The 18,197-nt window shown below is 44.8% G+C and carries 14 protein-coding genes; 6 read left to right on the top strand and 8 right to left on the bottom strand.

Translation table 11 applies throughout. The features are described from left to right. Positions 1-13: 13 nt before the first annotated feature. The 5 genes from mmsB to ACAX20_RS04685 all read right to left on the bottom strand — a co-directional run bounded on the left by mmsB (position 14) and on the right by ACAX20_RS04685 (position 5,484). Positions 14-907: a 3-hydroxyisobutyrate dehydrogenase gene (gene mmsB, locus ACAX20_RS04705; protein ID WP_371188960.1), complete on the bottom strand. Its 894-nt coding sequence runs from the start codon at positions 905-907 to the stop codon at positions 14-16. 65 nt (positions 908-972) lie between these two features. Further along, positions 973-2,091: an enoyl-CoA hydratase/isomerase family protein gene (locus ACAX20_RS04700; RefSeq protein ID WP_371188958.1), complete on the bottom strand. Its 1,119-nt coding sequence runs from the start codon at positions 2,089-2,091 to the stop codon at positions 973-975. An 8-nt stretch (positions 2,092-2,099) separates the two neighbouring features. Then, on the bottom strand, positions 2,100-2,876 hold the full coding sequence (locus ACAX20_RS04695) for an enoyl-CoA hydratase (protein WP_371188956.1): 777 nt from the start codon (positions 2,874-2,876) through the stop codon (positions 2,100-2,102). 9 nt (positions 2,877-2,885) lie between these two features. After that, entirely contained in the window at positions 2,886-4,043 is a 1,158-nt protein-coding gene (locus ACAX20_RS04690) for an acyl-CoA dehydrogenase family protein (protein ID WP_371188954.1), read from the bottom strand. A 253-nt stretch (positions 4,044-4,296) separates the two neighbouring features. Then, positions 4,297-5,484 carry an acetyl-CoA C-acyltransferase gene (locus ACAX20_RS04685; RefSeq protein ID WP_371188952.1) on the bottom strand — a complete coding sequence of 396 codons (1,188 nt, stop codon included), beginning with the start codon at positions 5,482-5,484 and terminating at the stop codon, positions 4,297-4,299. 341 nt (positions 5,485-5,825) lie between these two features. On the opposite strand from ACAX20_RS04685, the gene ACAX20_RS04680 reads away from it, so the two are divergent. The 6 genes from ACAX20_RS04680 to ACAX20_RS04655 all read left to right on the top strand — a co-directional run bounded on the left by ACAX20_RS04680 (position 5,826) and on the right by ACAX20_RS04655 (position 12,954). Continuing rightward, complete coding sequence (locus ACAX20_RS04680) at positions 5,826-6,230, top strand: MerR family DNA-binding transcriptional regulator (RefSeq protein ID WP_371188950.1); 405 nt, start codon at positions 5,826-5,828, stop codon at positions 6,228-6,230. A gap of 32 nt (positions 6,231-6,262) precedes the next feature. Continuing rightward, the gene (locus ACAX20_RS04675) at positions 6,263-7,432 is read left to right on the top strand and encodes an isovaleryl-CoA dehydrogenase (RefSeq protein ID WP_371188948.1); all 1,170 of its coding nucleotides are present in this window, start codon (positions 6,263-6,265) and stop codon (positions 7,430-7,432) included. Positions 7,433-7,500: 68 nt separating this feature from the next. After that, entirely contained in the window at positions 7,501-9,108 is a 1,608-nt protein-coding gene (locus tag ACAX20_RS04670) for a carboxyl transferase domain-containing protein (protein WP_371188946.1), read from the top strand. 12 nt (positions 9,109-9,120) lie between these two features. Then, entirely contained in the window at positions 9,121-9,966 is an 846-nt protein-coding gene (locus ACAX20_RS04665; RefSeq protein ID WP_371188944.1) for an enoyl-CoA hydratase/isomerase family protein, read from the top strand. Between the two features lie 29 nt (positions 9,967-9,995). Further along, on the top strand, positions 9,996-12,008 hold the full coding sequence (locus ACAX20_RS04660) for an acetyl-CoA carboxylase biotin carboxylase subunit (protein ID WP_371188942.1): 2,013 nt from the start codon (positions 9,996-9,998) through the stop codon (positions 12,006-12,008). A 19-nt stretch (positions 12,009-12,027) separates the two neighbouring features. After that, a complete protein-coding gene (locus tag ACAX20_RS04655; RefSeq protein ID WP_371188940.1) occupies positions 12,028-12,954 on the top strand; it encodes a hydroxymethylglutaryl-CoA lyase in 927 nt (308 codons plus the stop codon). Between the two features lie 155 nt (positions 12,955-13,109). On the opposite strand, the gene ACAX20_RS04650 is transcribed toward ACAX20_RS04655, so the two are convergent. The 3 genes from ACAX20_RS04650 to ACAX20_RS04640 form a co-directional block, all read right to left on the bottom strand. Further along, a complete protein-coding gene (locus ACAX20_RS04650) occupies positions 13,110-13,583 on the bottom strand; it encodes a GNAT family N-acetyltransferase (RefSeq protein ID WP_371188939.1) in 474 nt (157 codons plus the stop codon). A 447-nt stretch (positions 13,584-14,030) separates the two neighbouring features. Continuing rightward, positions 14,031-17,063 carry an efflux RND transporter permease subunit gene (locus ACAX20_RS04645; RefSeq protein WP_371188937.1) on the bottom strand — a complete coding sequence of 1,011 codons (3,033 nt, stop codon included), beginning with the start codon at positions 17,061-17,063 and terminating at the stop codon, positions 14,031-14,033. Further along, entirely contained in the window at positions 17,063-18,124 is a 1,062-nt protein-coding gene (locus ACAX20_RS04640; RefSeq protein WP_371188935.1) for an efflux RND transporter periplasmic adaptor subunit, read from the bottom strand. Before ACAX20_RS04640 ends, ACAX20_RS04645 begins: the two co-directional genes overlap by 1 nt. Positions 18,125-18,197 lie beyond the last annotated feature (73 nt).

Genomic DNA, 18,197 nt, shown 5'->3' with positions numbered 1-18,197 from the left:
GATTGATCCTCATTTATTGTTGTTCATTAGCAAACATCTTAAAAATGCTTGAAAAGTCTTTTTTTCCGTTACCTTGACTCGCATGCAATGCAAATAAACTGCGAGCTAAGGCGCCCATTGGCGTTGATGACTGACTACTAACCGCCGTATCCAGCGCTAAACCTAAATCTTTAGCCATTAAATCCACCATAAAGCCACCTTGGTAATCATTACTCGACGGGACGTTTTCCATCACATCAGGACACGGATTGTAAAGTTCTAAGGTCCAGTTACGACCAGAGCTTTGTAACATGATTTCTGACAGCTTTTTTGGATCAAGGCCATTCGCAATTCCCAGCTGGAGTGCCTCGGATGTCCCCGCCATTAACACGGCTAACAACATATTATTGCAAACCTTAGCAACTTGACCCGCACCAGGCTCCCCTGCGTGGAAGATGTTTTTACCCATATTTTGCAATATTGGCTCTGCGCGTTCAAAAGCGCTCTCGCTGCCCCCAACCATAAAAGATAGGGTGCCAGCAGCTGCGCCAGCAACACCACCAGATACTGGCGCATCGACCATAGCGATTTGGTTAGTCGCTAATGCTTGGGCAACTTTAATCACGGTCTGCTTGTCAATGGTCGACGAGTCTATAACCAAGCTACCTGGTTTTAGGTGGTTAATTAGTCCTTCGGCGCCTAAATAAAGTGACTCAACATGTTTCCCTGCAGGTAGCATAGAAATAACCACGTCAATATCCACGACCATTTCAGCCATGCTTGGTGCGGTCGTCGCCCCTTGGGCGACTAATTGCTGAACGGCTTCGTCAACAAGATCAAATACTTTTACAGAATGACCCGCGTTAAGTAAATTGGTTGCCATTGGACCGCCCATGTTACCTAACCCGAAAAATGCAATCTTAGCCAAGGTCGTCTCCTCGTAAATTATTGTTGTATTTTATTTATTATTATTTTTGTGACCAGACCGATTTATTAACTATCCGCGAATAGCTCAGTGCTTGGTATATCATCGTTACTGAAAAACCAATCAATGACCTTTGCGTCTACGCTCGCGACATCTTTAAAGCGCCAGTTTGGTTGATTGTCTTTATCTATGAGTAAAGCTCTTACACCTTCTTTGAATTCACCGAACTCCCCACATTTACGCGATATCGTCTGCTCCATTTGAAAACACTCAGCTAAGCTTTGACTCTTCCCTTGCTGTAACTGGCGATAAGCAATATGGGCACTTAACGCACTACCGTTTTTAAGGGACTTTTGTGCTTTATTAAACCACTTATCGTCAATTTCCAAATTAACGATATTATCGACAATAGTAATTAAATTATCACCTGCGGTTAATTCGTCAATCAGTGTTTGATGGGCTTTCACATTTGCATGAGGTACATAGGTTTTACTGCGTTGCTCAAATTCTAATAAGGCATCGTTAAGTTTTTCTTCATTTAACGCTTTGGTTTCGCCCCAATGCACCTCAACGAGTCGTGCGAGTAATTCGTCTTTAAACTGATGGGCAATAAAGTGATCGGCGAGCGCAAGGTACTTGGCATCGCAGCCATTTATGGAAGCCCCTGTTAACCCCAAAAATAGGCCACAATTACCTGGCATTTTATTAAGGAAATAGCTACCACCAACATCAGGGTAGAGGCCGATAGTAATTTCAGGCATGGCAATTCGGGTTTGCTCGGTAACCACTCGATGGCTTGCTCCGGCCATAAGCCCTAAACCGCCCCCCATAACAATACCGTGTCCCCAAACAATAAATGGTTTTTGGTAGCTATGAATCAAATAATCGAGCTCGTATTCATCTTTAAAAAATTGTTCAATAGCTGGTGCTTTATCACCATTTTTGTTTGGTAAATTGTTATATAAGTAGACAATATCACCACCTGCACATAGCGCTTTATCACCACTGCCTTGCAAAAATACCGCAACAACCTCATCGTTATCTTGCCATTCATTTAGCACTGGCGTGATCAGGTTCACCATGGCATGGCTTAGCGCATTTAATGACTTAGGTGTATTTAAGGTGATAACTCCTATTTTTTTGTCATTCGCGCAAAGACGTTCTTCAAATAAAACGATATCTGACATAGCAACTCCTACTCATTGCGCCACATCGGCGAACGCTTTTCTAAAAAGGCATTAACACCTTCAGCCTGATCTTTGCTGTCGAATAAGTCGACGAATGCATCACGCTCGATAGGTAAAGCTTGCGCAATAGGCATTTGACGTGATTTTTGAATCAAGTCTTTACACGCTGCAACCGCAACGGGCGACTGACGAGCAACATTTTCGGCGAGAGATAATGCCGTACTAAGACCTTCCCCCTTGGCTACGACTTGTTCAACTAAGCCAATGCGCTCTGCTGTGTCGGCTGCAACACGCTCACCACATAAAATCATACGCTTAGTCCAACCCTCGCCAACCAATATGTGTAAGTTTTGTGTTCCGCCAGCACAAGGTAATAGCCCTACCGTTGCTTCAGGCAATGCCATCACGGCATGTTCTTCTGCGATACGTAAATCACAGGCCAGTGCCACTTCCAAGCCACCGCCCATAGACCAACCGTTTATTGCTGCAATTGATACACCGCGAAATGCAGATAACGTCTCAAAAGCTTCGCCAAAACATTCAGCCATCTGGCGAGCAACCTGCTTGTCACCATTGGCGAATACGTTTAAATCAGCACCGGCAGAGAAAAATTTCTCACCGTCACCCGTTAAGATTAATGCGTAGATGCTTTTGTCATTATTCAACTCAATAACCAGATCTCGCAAAGCCGTTAAGCTTTCCATAGTCCATGTATGAGCTGGTGGATTATTAAAGGTAATAATTGCCGTGTTATTTTGTTTTTCTAGTTTTAATAATTCTGTCATTTTAATTCCTTACAACAACTCACCAGCACCTTCGCTCAATAAACGTCGGGCAGTAATAAGTCGCATAATTTCATTGGTACCCTCTAAGATTTGATGAACCCGAACGTCTCTAAAGTGTCGTTCAAGTGGGTACTCTTTTATGTAGCCATAACCGCCATGGATTTGCAGTGCGGCATCACACACTTCAAAACCAACATCGGTAGCAAATTGTTTCGCCATTGCACAATATGCGGTTTTTTCCGAGTGACTAGTGTCAAGTTTAAAGGCAGCCAATCGAACCATTTGTCTTGCAGCAACTAACTTCGTGGCCATATCGGCAAGCTTAAACTGTAAGCCTTGAAATGCCGCGATCGGTTTACCAAATTGCTCACGTTCTTGCATATATGCTTTTGCGGTATTTAAGGCTTGTTGTGCTGTACCAATTGAGCATGAGGCTATGTTAATTCGACCACCATCAAGGCCCCGCATAGCAATTTTAAAGCCTTGGCCTTCCTCACCCAGAAGGTTCTCACAAGGAATGCGTACATTATCAAAGGTAATTAGACGGGTTGGTTGAGCATTCCAACCAAGCTTTTCTTCTGCTTTGCCATAAATAACGCCTTGAGCATCGGCAGGTATCACGACGGCAGAGATGCCGCTAGGGCCAGCTTCACCTGTACGAACCATAGCAACTAACACATCGGTTTCACCAGCCCCAGAGATAAACATCTTAGAGCCGTTAATGAGGTAATCTTGGCCATCTTTTTTGGCGGTCGTGCGCAGTGATGCGGCGTCGGAGCCTGAGCCTGGCTCGGTTAGGCAATACGATGCAAGACGCTTACCGGCAACAAGATCTGGGCACCATGTTTGCTGTACTGACGGATTTGCCCATGTGGCAATCATCCACGTTGCCATGTTATGGATGGTGAGCATTGCGGTTGTCGTGGTACAGCCCATCGATAGCTGCTCAAAAATGATCGACGCATCAAGGCGAGATAACCCCAGACCGCCCACTGACTCAGGACTATACAAGCCACAAAAGCCGAGCTCTCCAGCTTTGGCAATAGCACCTTTAGGAAAAATATGCTCTGCATCCCACTGAGCAGCGTTAGGCGCAAATTCAGCTTGTGCGAATTGGTGCGCCATATCAGCAAACATTTGCTGATCTTCGGTTAAATTAAAATTCATTATCAGCTCCCCATAAAAGGTGACTGACAGCAACGATAGCGTGCGCGGTGTTGTTGTTATTTGAATATTTAACCGCTGGCTATAACCTTAGCTACGCTAAATCAACGTTGAACATATAAGTTTTAGCGTTTAACGGGACACTAAATAGCCGTTACTGAAATCACCTAGTTAACCATGTAGATCACTAAATAATGTTGCACTGACATCAATCAGCAGTACACATCATCAAGTTGCTACATAAACGATCTTATGATTAAGACATCATTTCGATTGCGATCGCGGTAGCTTCTCCACCACCAATACAAAGGCTAGCAACACCTTTTTGTAAGCCTTGATTTTTCAGAGCATGAATTAATGTCACCATAATACGAGCCCCACTTGCACCAATAGGATGACCTAATGCACAAGCACCACCGTGTACGTTAACTTTCGCGTGATCTAAATCAAGCTCTTTAATCGCTAACATCGTCACCATGGCGAATGCTTCATTGATTTCAAACAAATCAACATCATCTTTGTGCCAGCCCACTTTACTAAATAGCTTATCCATTGCCCCAACCGGTGCAACCGTGAAATCACTTGGTTGTTGTGCATGGGTTGCATGACCAACAATTTTACATAGTGGTGTTAAGCCTCGTTTTTCAGCTTCGGATAAACGCATCATTACCATGGCTGCAGCACCGTCTGAAATTGAACTTGAGTTAGCAGCAGTAATCGTACCATCGCGTTTAAACGCTGCACGTAATGTCGGGATTTTTTCCGGACGAGCATTACCTGGTTGTTCATCGGTGGTAAATTCTATATCACCTTTGCGAGTTTTTACGGTAACCGGCGTGACTTCGTCATTAAATGCGCCAGAGTTAATCGCTTCATTTGCGCGTGACAACGACGTTAAGGCGAATTCATCCATTTGCTCACGGGTAAACGCAACGTCATCTGCGGTATCTTGCGCAAAACATCCCATAGCAATACCATCGTAGGCATTTTCGAGGCCATCTAGCATCATGTGATCTTTAATCTCACCATGCCCCATACGCAAACCTTGGCGTCCTTTTGGCAAAATGTACGGCGCATTACTCATACTTTCCATACCGCCAGCAATGGCAACATCAATACTACCAGCCGCTAACGAGTCATAAGCGAACATCGCCGCTTTCATGCCCGAACCACAAACCTTGTTAATCGTTGTACATACGGTTGATAAGGCTAAATCAGCACCCAGTGCTGCTTGGCGCGCAGGTGCTTGCTTTAAACCTGCTGGTAACACACAACCCATGATGAGTTCATCAACCTGATCACTGGCAATACCCGCTTGCTCTACCGCCGCTTTAATTGCGGTGCTACCTAGTTCCGGTGCTGTCACAGCGCTTAAACCGCCCATGAACCCCCCCATCGGGGTACGCATCGCACTGACAATTACAATAGGATCATTTAAAGACATATCGCTTCCTAATTTGATTGTTGTAATAAGTTTTATCATTAGAGTGATTCAAGACTAACTCAAAACACCAGTTTACGCCAACGTAAACGAATAACATTTTATTAATACTGTAAGAATAAATTGCCAAAAAGTACTACCGCCAAACTGAGATAAAGCAAAACAAACAACAAAACCCAATCAAAACAACAACATAAACAGTTTACACAATAATTATCAGACTCTTAATCCAGAGAATTCGCTTAAGTGAATAGTCATTTACAGTCAAAACAGTCACTTTACCTTTACGTAAACTTACTCTAAAGTAAAAGAAACGTTAACCCTATGACTGATCTGAGGCGACGATGGAACAAGGAAAGCTGCAATTTAGTATCAGCGAATTAGCGAAAGAATTTAACATTACAACACGCAGTATTCGCTTTTACGAAGACCAGGGATTAATTTCTCCTATGCGTAATGGTCAAACACGAATCTATTCACGCCGTGACAGAGTGCGCTTAAAACTCATCCTAAGAGGTAAGCGACTTGGTTTTTCATTAGCAGAAACAGGCCGCTTATTTGAGTTGTATGACGCTGATAAAACCAGTGCTAGCCAACTTGACGCCATTATGGCGCTAATTAGCGAAAAAAAAGCAGCTTTAGATCAACAGTTAAAAGACATCAAAGTGGTGCTAATGGAACTATCGACGCTTGAGCAACGTTGTGCCCAAACCCGAGACGCCTTAGCTGAACACACAAATCAAAAATAATTAAAACAACACATTACAACAAAGGTAACAATATGATTTCTCAGTTTTCTTCACTTAATTTTAATCTTGGTGAAACCGTTGACATGATCCGTGATCAAGTTAACGCGTTTGCCCGTGATGAAATTGCCCCTCGTGCAGAGCAAATTGATATTGATAACGAATTTCCAAACGATTTATGGCGCAAATTCGGTGACATGGGTCTGCTAGGTATGACCGTACCTGAACAGTATGGTGGTAGCGATTTAGGTTACATTGAGCATGTTGTTGCAATGGAAGAAATTTCACGAGCTTCAGCATCAGTCGGTTTAAGCTACGGCGCACATTCAAACTTATGTGTTAACCAAATTAACCGCAATGGTACTCACGAGCAAAAATTAAAGTACTTGCCTAAGTTATGCTCTGGTGAACACATTGGTGCCTTGGCAATGAGTGAGCCGAATGCCGGATCCGATGTTGTTAGCATGAAAATTCGTGCTGAGAGAAAAGGCGATAAATACATATTAAACGGCAATAAAATGTGGATCACCAATGGTCCTGACGCCAACGTTTACGTTATTTACGCAAAAACCGATATTAGCGCCGGTTCAAAAGGCATTACTGCGTTTATCGTTGAACGTGATTACCCGGGTTTTTCTCGTCATCAAAAACTCGATAAGTTAGGCATGCGCGGTTCAAACACGTGTGAATTAGTGTTTGAAGACTGCGAAGTACCTGCAGAGAACGTACTAGGTGAAGTGGGTCGTGGTGTAGCGGTATTGATGAGCGGTCTTGATTACGAGCGCGTGGTGCTATCTGGCGGTCCATTAGGCATTATGCAAGCCGCTATGGATATCGTTGTGCCATATATTCATGACCGTAAGCAATTTGGTCAATCAATTGGCGAGTTCCAGCTTATTCAAGGCAAAATCGCCGATATGTACACGCAAATGAATGCTGCACGCTCGTATGTTTACCATGTTGCTCAAGCCTGTGATCGCGGTGAAACAACCCGCAAGGACGCTGCCGGCGCCATATTATATTCAGCAGAGTTGGCGACCAAAATGGCATTAGATGCTATTCAGATCCTTGGTGGTAACGGCTACATCAATGAATTCCCTACCGGTCGTTTATTACGTGATGCCAAACTATATGAAATTGGCGCAGGCACATCAGAAATCCGTCGCATGCTGATTGGTCGTGAGTTATTCAACGAATCAAAATAACACTATCAACTTAAAGGGCAGTCATTTTGCCCTTTTTCGTTTGTTACCGGAATTTAAGGGGGCTCATCGTGGCCGTAATTAATAGCAAAATAAATACCCGCTGCCAGGAATTTGCCGATAATGCTGAGCATATGCAAGCGCAGGTTGACGATTTAAATCAGCTTGTGGCGAATATTAAGCTGGGTGGCAATGAAAAATCACGTCAACGCCATGTCGCACGAGGAAAATTACTTCCACGTGATCGCGTTTACAACCTACTCGATCCTGGTTCTCCATTTTTAGAATTTTCACAGTTAGCCGCACATCAAGTCTATGACGATTACGTACCAAGCGCTGGTATCATTACCGGTATTGGTCGTGTCAGTGGTCAAGAATGTGTGATTATCGCTAATGATGCGACGGTTAAAGGCGGCACTTATTACCCGCTGACGGTGAAAAAACACTTGCGCGCACAAACCATTGCCGAAGAAAACAACTTACCGTGTATCTCTCTGGTGGACTCTGGTGGTGCCAATTTACCTAACCAAGATGAAGTGTTTCCAGATCGTGAGCACTTTGGTCGTATCTTTTTCAACCAAGCTAATATGTCGGCGAAGAACATTCCGCAAATTGCCGCAGTAATGGGCTCGTGTACCGCTGGTGGCGCCTATGTGCCAGCTATGGCTGATGAGTCTATTATCGTAAAAGAACAAGGTACTATTTTCCTTGCTGGTCCTCCACTAGTGAAGGCGGCAACAGGTGAGGAAGTGTCAGCCGAAGATTTAGGCGGCGCGGATGTGCACTGTCGTACTTCAGGTGTGGCTGATCACTATGCGCAAAACGATCAACACGCATTGCAATTAGTGCGCAATTCAGTATCACACTTAAATCGCATTAAGCCACAACAAGTCGCTACGCGTAGCGTGGTTGAGCCGAAATACGACAGTAAAGAAATATACGGTATCGTACCGAAAGATTCGCGTCAGCCGTTCGATGTTCGCGAAATTATCGCCCGCATCGTTGATGGCAGCGAATTTGACGAATTTAAGGCATTATATGGCACCACGTTAGTATGTGGTTTTGCTCATATCTTTGGCTACCCGGTTGGCATCGTAGCCAATAACGGCATTTTATTTGCTGAGTCGGCACAAAAAGGTGCGCATTTTGTTGAACTATGTGCACAACGTAAAATTCCTCTGTTGTTTTTACAAAACATCACTGGTTTTATGGTGGGTCAGCAATATGAAGCTGGTGGCATCGCTAAACACGGTGCGAAAATGGTAACCGCGGTTGCCACTGCTAAAGTACCTAAATTTACCGTACTCATTGGCGGCAGCTTTGGTGCCGGTAATTACGGTATGTGTGGTCGAGCTTACGATCCACGCTTCTTGTTTATGTGGCCAAACGCGCGTATCTCGGTAATGGGTGGTGAGCAAGCGGCCGGTGTTCTTGCCCAAGTGAAACGCGATCAAAAAGCCAAACAAGGCGAAGATTGGAGCGAGCAAGAAGAGCAAGCCTTTAAAAAACCAATAGTCGATATTTATGAACAACAAGGCCACCCGTACTATGCCTCGGCACGCTTATGGGATGATGGTGTTATTGACCCTGCTGAGACACGCAATGTATTAGGTTTGGCGATTTCTGCCTCTTTAAACAAAGACATTGAAGATACGCAATTTGGCGTATTCAGAATGTAATGGGAGAGACAAATGACTAACTCATTCTCCAAATCACTAACAACTGAGTCATCATTACCAATGTCGCAAGATTTTGTTGATGTGGCTGTCGATGCTCGTGGCGTAGCGACTGTAACACTAACCAATCCAGACAAACATAATGCCTTTGATGACGTCATCATTGCCCGTTTAACACAAGTGTTTGATTACCTAGATACCCATGCTGAAGTGCGCGTGGTGGTAATAGCGGCACAAGGCAAAAGCTTTAGTGCAGGAGCCAATCTTGCTTGGATGAAACGCATGGCGTCGTACAGCTATGATGAAAATTTAGCCGATGCAAACGCCTTAGCGATCATGCTGAAAAAGCTTAACTTTTTGCAAAAGCCAACCATTGCCAAAGTACAAGGTGCGGCGTTTGGTGGTGCAGTAGGTTTAGTAAGTTGCTGTGATATTGCCATTGCTAGCGATAAAGCCAGCTTTTGTTTATCGGAAGTCAAACTTGGTTTGATCCCTGCCACTATTAGCCCCTATGTCGTACAAGCGATGGGCGTAAAAGCCGCACGCCGTTACTTTCAAACCGCCGAGCGATTTTTTGCCGAACAAGCTCAACAGCTAGGGTTGGTCGATCAAGTTGTCGCAGCCGATGCCCTCGATGAAGCAACCGATGCCATGGTACAAACCATATTGGCAAACAGTCCTGCTGCAGTGCAACAAGCCAAACAATTAGTGTTTGATGTTGCTCAGCAAAGCATAGATGACGCCCTCTTGCAGGATACCAGTGAGCGCATTGCCCGAATTCGTGTAAGTGAAGAAGGCCAAGAAGGCCTGCAAGCATTTTTTGAAAAGCGCCAACCTGCATGGAAAAACAAACAACCATAAAGCATAAAGCGAAGGTTTTAGGATCCGTTATGTTTAAAAAAATATTAATTGCCAACCGCGGTGAAATTGCCTGCCGTGTTATGCGTACCGCTCGTGATATGGGCATTTTAACCGTTGCTGTATACTCTGATGCTGACCGCGATGCAATGCATGTGAATATGGCTGACGAAGCCGTTTACATTGGCAAGTCACCATCTAGAGAAAGTTATTTAGATGCTGACAAAGTCATCGAAGCTGCCATCCAAACTGGTGCCGAAGCCATTCACCCAGGATACGGTTTTTTATCTGAAAATAGCGAGTTTTGTCGCTTGTGTGCCGCCAACAACATTACCTTTATTGGCCCCCCCGTTGCAGCGATTGACGCGATGGGCTCAAAATCTGCCGCCAAGCAGATCATGGAACAAGCCAATGTACCATTAGTACCAGGGTATCATGGTGACGACCAATCAGAATCGATATTAAAAGCCGCCGCTGATGACATGGGCTACCCTGTGCTATTAAAAGCAACCGCTGGCGGCGGTGGTAAAGGTATGCGCCAAGTTTGGTCACAAACTGAATTTGCAGCCGAACTTGCTGCAGCAAAACGCGAAGCTATGTCATCGTTTGCTGACGATCGCATGTTAGTTGAAAAGTACCTTACCCAGCCGCGCCACGTTGAGATCCAAGTGTTCTGCGATAACCACGGTAATGCTGTGTACTTATTTGAACGTGATTGCTCGGTACAACGCCGTCATCAAAAAGTTATTGAAGAAGCGCCAGCCCCGGGTCTTAACGATGAACTCCGCCAGCAGATGGGCGAAGCAGCTATTCAAGCAGCGAAAGCGATTGGCTATCAAGGTGCCGGTACGGTTGAGTTCTTATTAGATGTCGACAACAGTTTCTACTTCATGGAAATGAATACCCGTTTGCAAGTAGAGCATCCGGTTACTGAAAAAATTACCAATCAGGATTTGGTCGAATGGCAATTGCGAGTTGCAGCTAACCAACCACTCCCTTGTCAGCAGCATGAATTGGCGATTTCAGGTCACGCCTTTGAAGCGCGTATTTACGCCGAAGATGCCAATAACGATTTTTTACCAGCAACCGGGCAGCTAAGTTTTTTACAAACACCAGATGAAAGTAAATACGTTCGTGTTGATACCGGTGTTCGCCAAGGCGATGATGTTAGCGTGTTTTACGACCCAATGATTGCCAAACTTATTGTATGGGATGAAAACCGCGACCGTGCTCTACAGCGTTTGCAAAAAGCATTGCGTGAATATCGCATTAAAGGGGTAACCACCAATATCGATTTTCTCTTCAATTTGGCGACCTGCTCTGCTTTTGTTGAGGCCGACCTAGATACAGGCTTTATCGAAAAACACAAAGACAGTATTTTCCACAATGATCGTCACGTTATGGAAGATGAACAGGTTATTGCCGCACTATTTTTGCAATTACACCAGCAACAACCAGGGTCGTGTTTACATAACCAGCGCGATATCACCTCACCTTGGAACAACAGCAATAGCTGGCGTTTAAATGAAGCGAGTATTAATCGCTTTAGCGTCGATGTGAACAACAATTGTGTACCAGTTGAAGTGGAAATTCGAGGTTCGGGCAGTGCAACTCACTATTTAATACGCATTGCCGATAACGTATTTGATGCACAAGGTGAGGTTGTTGGTGATGAGCTAATCGCGACGATTAACGGTCATCGTCGACGTTTTAGAATTGCTGAAAACGAGCAACAATTTAGCTTGTTTGCCGATACAGGTGTTATTCACTTTAACCTTACAGCCATCGATATGGGTGATGACAGCGAAGCGGAACAGCACGGCGGTTTAACAGCGCCAATGAACGGTACCATGGTAACCTTGCTTGTCGAAGCGGGTAGCTCGGTTGAAAAGGGGCAGCCGTTATTGATTATGGAAGCGATGAAAATGGAACATACCATCAAAGCACCAGCTGACGGCGTTGTCGATGAGTTCTATTTCGCTGCCGGTGATATGGTCGATGGCGGCGCTGAGTTACTATCATTTAGCCCAGCCCCACAGCAATAACCGAGCAGCAGGAGTACTAATGAAGATTGCAAACAACGTAACTGCTCTGCCAAGTAAGGTTCGAATCGTTGAAGTTGGTCCACGCGATGGCTTGCAAAACGAAGCGCAGTTAATTGAGTTAAACGATAAACTAACGCTCATTAACATGCTTGCTGATGCCGGTGTTGGCTATATCGAAAGTGGCAGCTTTGTGTCACCGAAATGGGTGCCACAAATGGCGACTTCTGGCGATATATTCAGCCAGCTAACACGAAAATCGGGGGTTACGTATGCAGCGCTAACCCCAAACCTTAGAGGTTTTGATGCCGCTGTGGCTGTTGGCGTTGATGAAGTCGCTATATTTGGCGCAGCATCAGAAAGCTTTAGCCAAAAGAATATTAATTGCTCGATTGAAGAATCACTCGCGCGCTTCCAACCAGTTGTTGATGCTGCCAAAGCTCGTGGCATCAAAGTCCGTGGCTATGTCTCTTGCGTAGTCGGTTGCCCCTATGAAGGTGACATTGCCCCAGAGCAAGTCGCCAAGGTTGCTAAAGCATTATTTGCGATGGGCTGTTATGAAATATCCCTAGGTGACACGATAGGTGTAGGCACGCCTGCTAGTGTCCAAGCTATGCTTAGCGCCGTTAGTAAGGAAGTACCTATTAAACACCTTGCTGTGCACTTTCATGACACCTACGGCCAAGCACTTGCCAACATATATGCTGCCTTACAAATGGGTATTGCTGTTATCGACAGTGCCGTTGCCGGCCTAGGCGGTTGCCCATACGCTAAAGGCGCGTCAGGTAATGTTGCTAGCGAAGATGTGGTGTATATGCTCAGTGGCCTTGGCATTGAACACGGTATTGACTTAAACAAATTGCTTCTAGCTGGTTGGTTTATTAGCGACACCTTAGGCCGCGACCCTGTTTCCAAAGTCTCCAATGCGATGCGGGCGAAACAAGGGTAGCTTATAACTCGACCTTAAGCGTATTGGCGAAAAGCCAGCCGATTGTTTAACGGTTGAGATAAGTGACATAAAAGAGGATTGTGCGATAAATTTGAAAGCATAATCCTCTTTTTGTATAAGCTGTTTACGACTTTAAGTCGTTAAATCAACAGGCCTTAGCTACTTGAACCAAGAGCTTTAGTAAAAAACTTACTGTAGGGATCTGGCTGGTAATCGCCAAACGGACCACATTCAACAAAGCCAAACCTCTCGTACATGGCAATGGCTGGTTTAAAAGCATCATTACTGCCCGTCTCTAAACTAACGCGCTTATACGAGCGTTTTTCTGCCTCAACAATAATTTCAGTCAATAGCTTAGCAGCAAGCCCCTTGCGTAAATAGCGTTCATCGGTTTTCATCGACTTTATCTCGCCATAATCAGGTGAGAGCTGTTTTAACGCACCACAGGCGGCGAGATTGTTATCAATAATCGCAGACCAAAAGGTCACGGCTGGATCCATTAATTTTTCAGTATCTAATGCGTGTATGCTTTCAGGCGGCGAATACCTGTGCATTTCTTGTAAATGTGCATTGAGTAATTTAGCAACTAAGCCACTACTTAGATCGTCTTTTTGTATTTTAACTTCCATGCTTATCGTAATGTTTTTATCTCGTGGTATTTTCTCTAACGAAATTTCAAGTTAAAACATAGCATCGCACAAGGCAATGGCTAATTGATGTCAACATAGAATATCGAGTATGCCAAACTAGGGGTTGTAGACCTAGGACACAAAAAAGAGCTAGCAAAATATCTAGAGCGTGTTGATCTTTTGAGGTTGTTTTTATACAAGGCAGAACGTATGTTGTGTGGTTAATCCACATAAGTGATTGATAACACAGTAGAAAGGCGTCACAGAAGCTGTCCTTTGGATTCGTTTAAATGCATTTTTTCATTGTTACTTGCTCTGTGCGTAGAATAACTATGCGTATCACAAGTGCCGCGATAAAAATGCATTTAATTCGAACAAAATTTAACCCTGAAAGATCAACACGCTCTAGCTAGCTCTTTTAATCCTTTGATTTAACGCGTTGAGGTATTAACGATACCGAATCCTATAAAGTAACGCGTACAACACCGGTACTGCGATAAGTGTCAGTATGGTGGCAAATGCTAAACCGCCCATTATGGTCACTGACATATCGGCAAAGAATGCGTCACTTAATAGTGGGGCCATACCTAAAATAGTGGTGATTGCCGCCAGCGATACAGGACGTAAACGACTGACGCTGGCCTCGACAATAGCGGTTTTGTCGTCATCAAGCTCTTGGCGCTGCAAGTCGATTTCTTCAAGTAAAACAATGGCATTCTTTATCAGCATACCGAATAAACTTAAAAAGCCAAGCAGTGCCATAAAGCCAAAGGGTAAGTCAGTTACATATAAACCAGCGACAACACCCACCACGGCCATCGGCACCACAAGCCAAATAATCAACGGTTGTCTTGCCTGTCCAAACAGCAAGATGGAGATGATCAGCATCGCTAAAAAGCCAGCAGGTAAGCCTTGTCCTAAAGCCTTTTGCGCATCTTTTTGTGCTTCAAATTCACCGCCCCAATCTAATGAATAACCGGCAGGTAATTTAATCGCCTCGATTTGCGGGCGGACACGGTCTAGTGCAGCGCCGGCTGTTTCGTTAAAACCCGGATCAGCAAACACGGTGATATTACGCACCCGATCACGACGTTGAATACGCACTTCTTCGCTAACTAACTCAAGTCCTGTCGACACCTGTCTAAATGGCACGTATTGGCGTTGTTGCGACGACCAAACCAGGGCATTTTCAATGGCGGCGATTTCGTTATCATCAGCGTTAGCCATTTTTGCCATGATTTTGTAGGTGTAATCACCATCTTGTAAGCTACCAAGCTGTAAGCCTGAGCTGGCGTATTGAATGGCATCATTAAAATCTGATCGCGATATCGCTGAGATACCGGCATTAATTTTATCGTAATGACCATTCAGCGCTTTGCCCTTTTCTCGCCAGTTATGACGAATATCGCGTACTTGCTGATCGTTTCGCAAAATAACCATCGCTTGCTCAGCAAGGTCGCGCAGCACGTCCGCATCTGGTCCGGAGAATCTCGCCGCCAGTTTGGCGCCATTACTGGGTCCAAACTGCATGCGCTCAAGATAGACATTGGAATTAAAGTCCAGTTGCTTAAGCTCGGAAAGTAAAGTGCGGCCGAGCTCGTCAATGAAACTTGGATCTTTGGCTCGAATTAACAACAAGCCATAGCTTTCATTGCTTGATTCTGGCCCATAAGTTAAGGTAAAACGACTCGCGCCTTGACCGACAAAACTTGCCACCGAGTCAACGTTTTCTTGTGCTAATACCAACTCCTCTGCTCGCTCCATTATGCTGTTGGTGGTGCGGATATCCTGATCTTGCGGTCCCCAATAATGCATAAAAAAGATAGGTGTATTAGATGGCGGGAAAAAGCCTTGCTTTAACTTACCAAAACTTGCATAGGCAATGACTGTCACGGCAACCAAAAACACCACCGTTAACCAACGATGCGCTAAAGCTAGCCGTAAAAATTTTCGGTAGCCGCTCAGTAAAAAACCTTGTGATGATTCTTCTTGACCTGTGCCTTGCTGATATAAATACGAACCAAATAGTGGCGTGACCAATACCGCTAATACCCAGCTCAACAACAAGGAAATCATGATCACTGCGAACAACGAGTAGAGGAATTCACCCGTGGCGTCATCAGACAAGCCAATGCCCGAGAACGCAGCAATACCGATAACCGTTGCCCCAAGCAACGGCCATTGGGTGCGTTTAACAATAAAGCTCGCGGCTTCAATGGCGTTTTTGCCTTGGCGCATGCGTAACATCATACCTTCGGCTACAACAATGGCATTGTCTACCAACATCCCCATGGCAATAACCATGGCACCTAAAGAAATCCTTTGTAGTTGTAAGTTCATTAGCCACATGATCAATATGGTACCCATTACGGTCACCAGCAATATCGACCCAACCACAATACCTGAACGCCAGCCCATAAAAATACATAGGGTGATCACAACGACGGCCACAGACATAAACAAATTCATGATAAAACCGCCTACGGCTTCATCTACAATGCTGGCCTGGTTGTATATTGGCTGCAATTCAATTCCCAGTGGCAAACTCGCTAATATCTCCGCAATTTTCACATCAACACGTTGCCCCACTTCAACAATATTGACATCACTGATCGCTGCAACGGCTAACGTTATCGCTGGGCTGCCGTTATAACGAATGATACTGCGCTGCACATCGACAGGCTCTATGACCATGCGAGCAATATCTTGTAATTTAGTGGCACTATTGGTGCCAGGCGCAACCAATGTTAGCTGGTTAATTTCGTCGATGCTACTGGTGGGCTCTTCAACGATAATGCGCACCTTTTTATCTTCAACGCGAATCCGCGCCCCAGGTGCGGGTTGCAAGTTATTAGCAAGTAAGTTAACCACATCAGGAAATGACAAACCTAACCCGGCTATATGGTTGGGATCCATATAAGCGACAATTTGTTCTTGGGTTACACCGGTCACCTCGACTTTGGCGACGCCCTCTACGGTGAGCAGATCACGACGAATAATACGCGCGAATTCGCGCATTTCACGAGCGCTAAAGTCTGGCGCAGTTAACGCAAAATATAAACCATAGACTTCACCAAAATCGTCATAGACTTGCGGTGCTCCGGTGCCTTTAGGTAAACGCGGTTTTAGGTCAGTCAGGCGTTTTCTTAATTCATCCCAAATTTGCGGTAAGGTATCGCCGTCGTAATGCGATTTGATCTCCACCATAACCTCTGAAACACCGGGTTTAGACACTGATGTTAAGCGCTTTAGTTGTGGCATTTGTTGCAGGGCTATTTCCACTGGCTCAGTCACTTCTCGCTCAACTTGCTCGGCACTTGCACCATTGAAGGTGGTAATGACTTTCACCTGCTTTATGGTGAATGCAGGATCTTCAAGACGACCAATATTGCTCAAACCAATAATACCGCCGAGTAAGCATAGAATAATAACCAGCCATACATTTACGGGTGTTTTAATTGCGTAACGGGCAATATTCATTAGCGCTCACCCTGATACTGACGCACGACCATGCCATCGCTAAGCTGATTAGCACCAGCGGCGACAACCTTATCGCCAACCTTTAATTCAGAGCGGATCACGGCATAACCTTCAACGATTTTGGTGGGCTTCACTGCAAGTTTTTGTACTTGCTGAGTTGTGGCATCAAATTTGAACACGGAAAAACCGCTTTCTTCGCTACCAATAAGTGCAGAAAACGGGATCATCAAGCCGTCGTTATTTAATTCACTGGCAAAAATAATATCGACAATGCCACGTGCGCCAGGAGGAATATTGCGCCCAGCAATCGGGTTCATAGCAAATACCACCTCGTAGGTTTGGGTGATAGGATCAACCGCAGTCGAGTGCTCAACATAAACGATATCAAACTGCTCCGTTTGGTGAACTAAACGCGCTTTCGCCGATAAAATCGTATTGTCTTTATAGTTGGTGATTAGTCGCTCAGGCACATTGAAGGTAAAGAATATACGTGACATGTCTTGCAATGTCGCAATCGTTTGGCCTGAGCTAACAAAGTTACTGTTATCTACGAGTCGTTCAGATACCTGTGCATCGAATGGCGCATACAATTTGGTATAACTTAAATCTTGTTTCGCTTTTTGTAGCGCAATTTCGGCAAGCTCCAACTCGGTGGTAACTTTGTCCATTGATGAGCGGGAAATAAGATTTTTTTCAATCAATGCGGCTAGACGCTTACGCTCACGTAAGGCTTGATCACGTTTCGCTTGTGCTTCTTTTACCTTTCTTAAAAACGGGGCACCATCAATTGCCGCTAGTAGCGCTCCTTTTTTAACCGTTGAGCCCGTCAGTAAATCGGTTTTAACCAAACGCCCTGATACCTCAAAACTTAAATCTAGGGTTTTTACCGCAGATACTTCAGCAGGAAAGGTATAGTGATTTTGCTGTGGTGTGGCAACCACATCGCGTAATTGCACAACGGGCGGTTGCACAGTTGTTGGCGCATCATCTGTCGCCTTGTCTCCACAACCAGCTACTAGTAGAACAATAGCGAAAATCATAGCTTTATCAACGATATTCATAGATATCCTTAGGTATATTTCGGTAAGGTGCAGGCAACGATAAAAGATTACCTACCAAGTATAAGTTGAAAAT

The organism is Thalassotalea sp. Sam97, from assembly GCF_041379765.1.
GTDB lineage: Bacteria > Pseudomonadota > Gammaproteobacteria > Enterobacterales > Alteromonadaceae > Thalassotalea_A > Thalassotalea_A maritima.
The sequence above is the reverse complement of the archived record's forward strand: the minus strand, read 5'-3'. Positions and strand labels throughout refer to the sequence as shown.

Excerpts from the sequence above, each read along its gene's own strand:
- ACAX20_RS04700 (WP_371188958.1), bottom strand. The coding sequence starts at position 2,091 with ATGTCAGATATCGTTTTATTTGAAGAACGTCTTTGCGCGAATGACAAA.
- ACAX20_RS04695 (WP_371188956.1), bottom strand. The coding sequence starts at position 2,876 with ATGACAGAATTATTAAAACTAGAAAAACAAAATAACACGGCAATTATT.
- ACAX20_RS04690 (WP_371188954.1), bottom strand. The coding sequence starts at position 4,043 with ATGAATTTTAATTTAACCGAAGATCAGCAAATGTTTGCTGATATGGCG.
- ACAX20_RS04685 (WP_371188952.1), bottom strand. The coding sequence starts at position 5,484 with ATGTCTTTAAATGATCCTATTGTAATTGTCAGTGCGATGCGTACCCCG.
- ACAX20_RS04680 (WP_371188950.1), top strand. The coding sequence starts at position 5,826 with ATGGAACAAGGAAAGCTGCAATTTAGTATCAGCGAATTAGCGAAAGAA.
- ACAX20_RS04675 (WP_371188948.1), top strand. The coding sequence starts at position 6,263 with ATGATTTCTCAGTTTTCTTCACTTAATTTTAATCTTGGTGAAACCGTT.
- ACAX20_RS04665 (WP_371188944.1), top strand. The coding sequence starts at position 9,121 with ATGACTAACTCATTCTCCAAATCACTAACAACTGAGTCATCATTACCA.
- ACAX20_RS04660 (WP_371188942.1), top strand. The coding sequence starts at position 9,996 with ATGTTTAAAAAAATATTAATTGCCAACCGCGGTGAAATTGCCTGCCGT.
- ACAX20_RS04655 (WP_371188940.1), top strand. The coding sequence starts at position 12,028 with ATGAAGATTGCAAACAACGTAACTGCTCTGCCAAGTAAGGTTCGAATC.
- ACAX20_RS04650 (WP_371188939.1), bottom strand. The coding sequence starts at position 13,583 with ATGGAAGTTAAAATACAAAAAGACGATCTAAGTAGTGGCTTAGTTGCT.
- ACAX20_RS04645 (WP_371188937.1), bottom strand. The coding sequence starts at position 17,063 with ATGAATATTGCCCGTTACGCAATTAAAACACCCGTAAATGTATGGCTG.
- ACAX20_RS04640 (WP_371188935.1), bottom strand. The coding sequence starts at position 18,124 with ATGAATATCGTTGATAAAGCTATGATTTTCGCTATTGTTCTACTAGTA.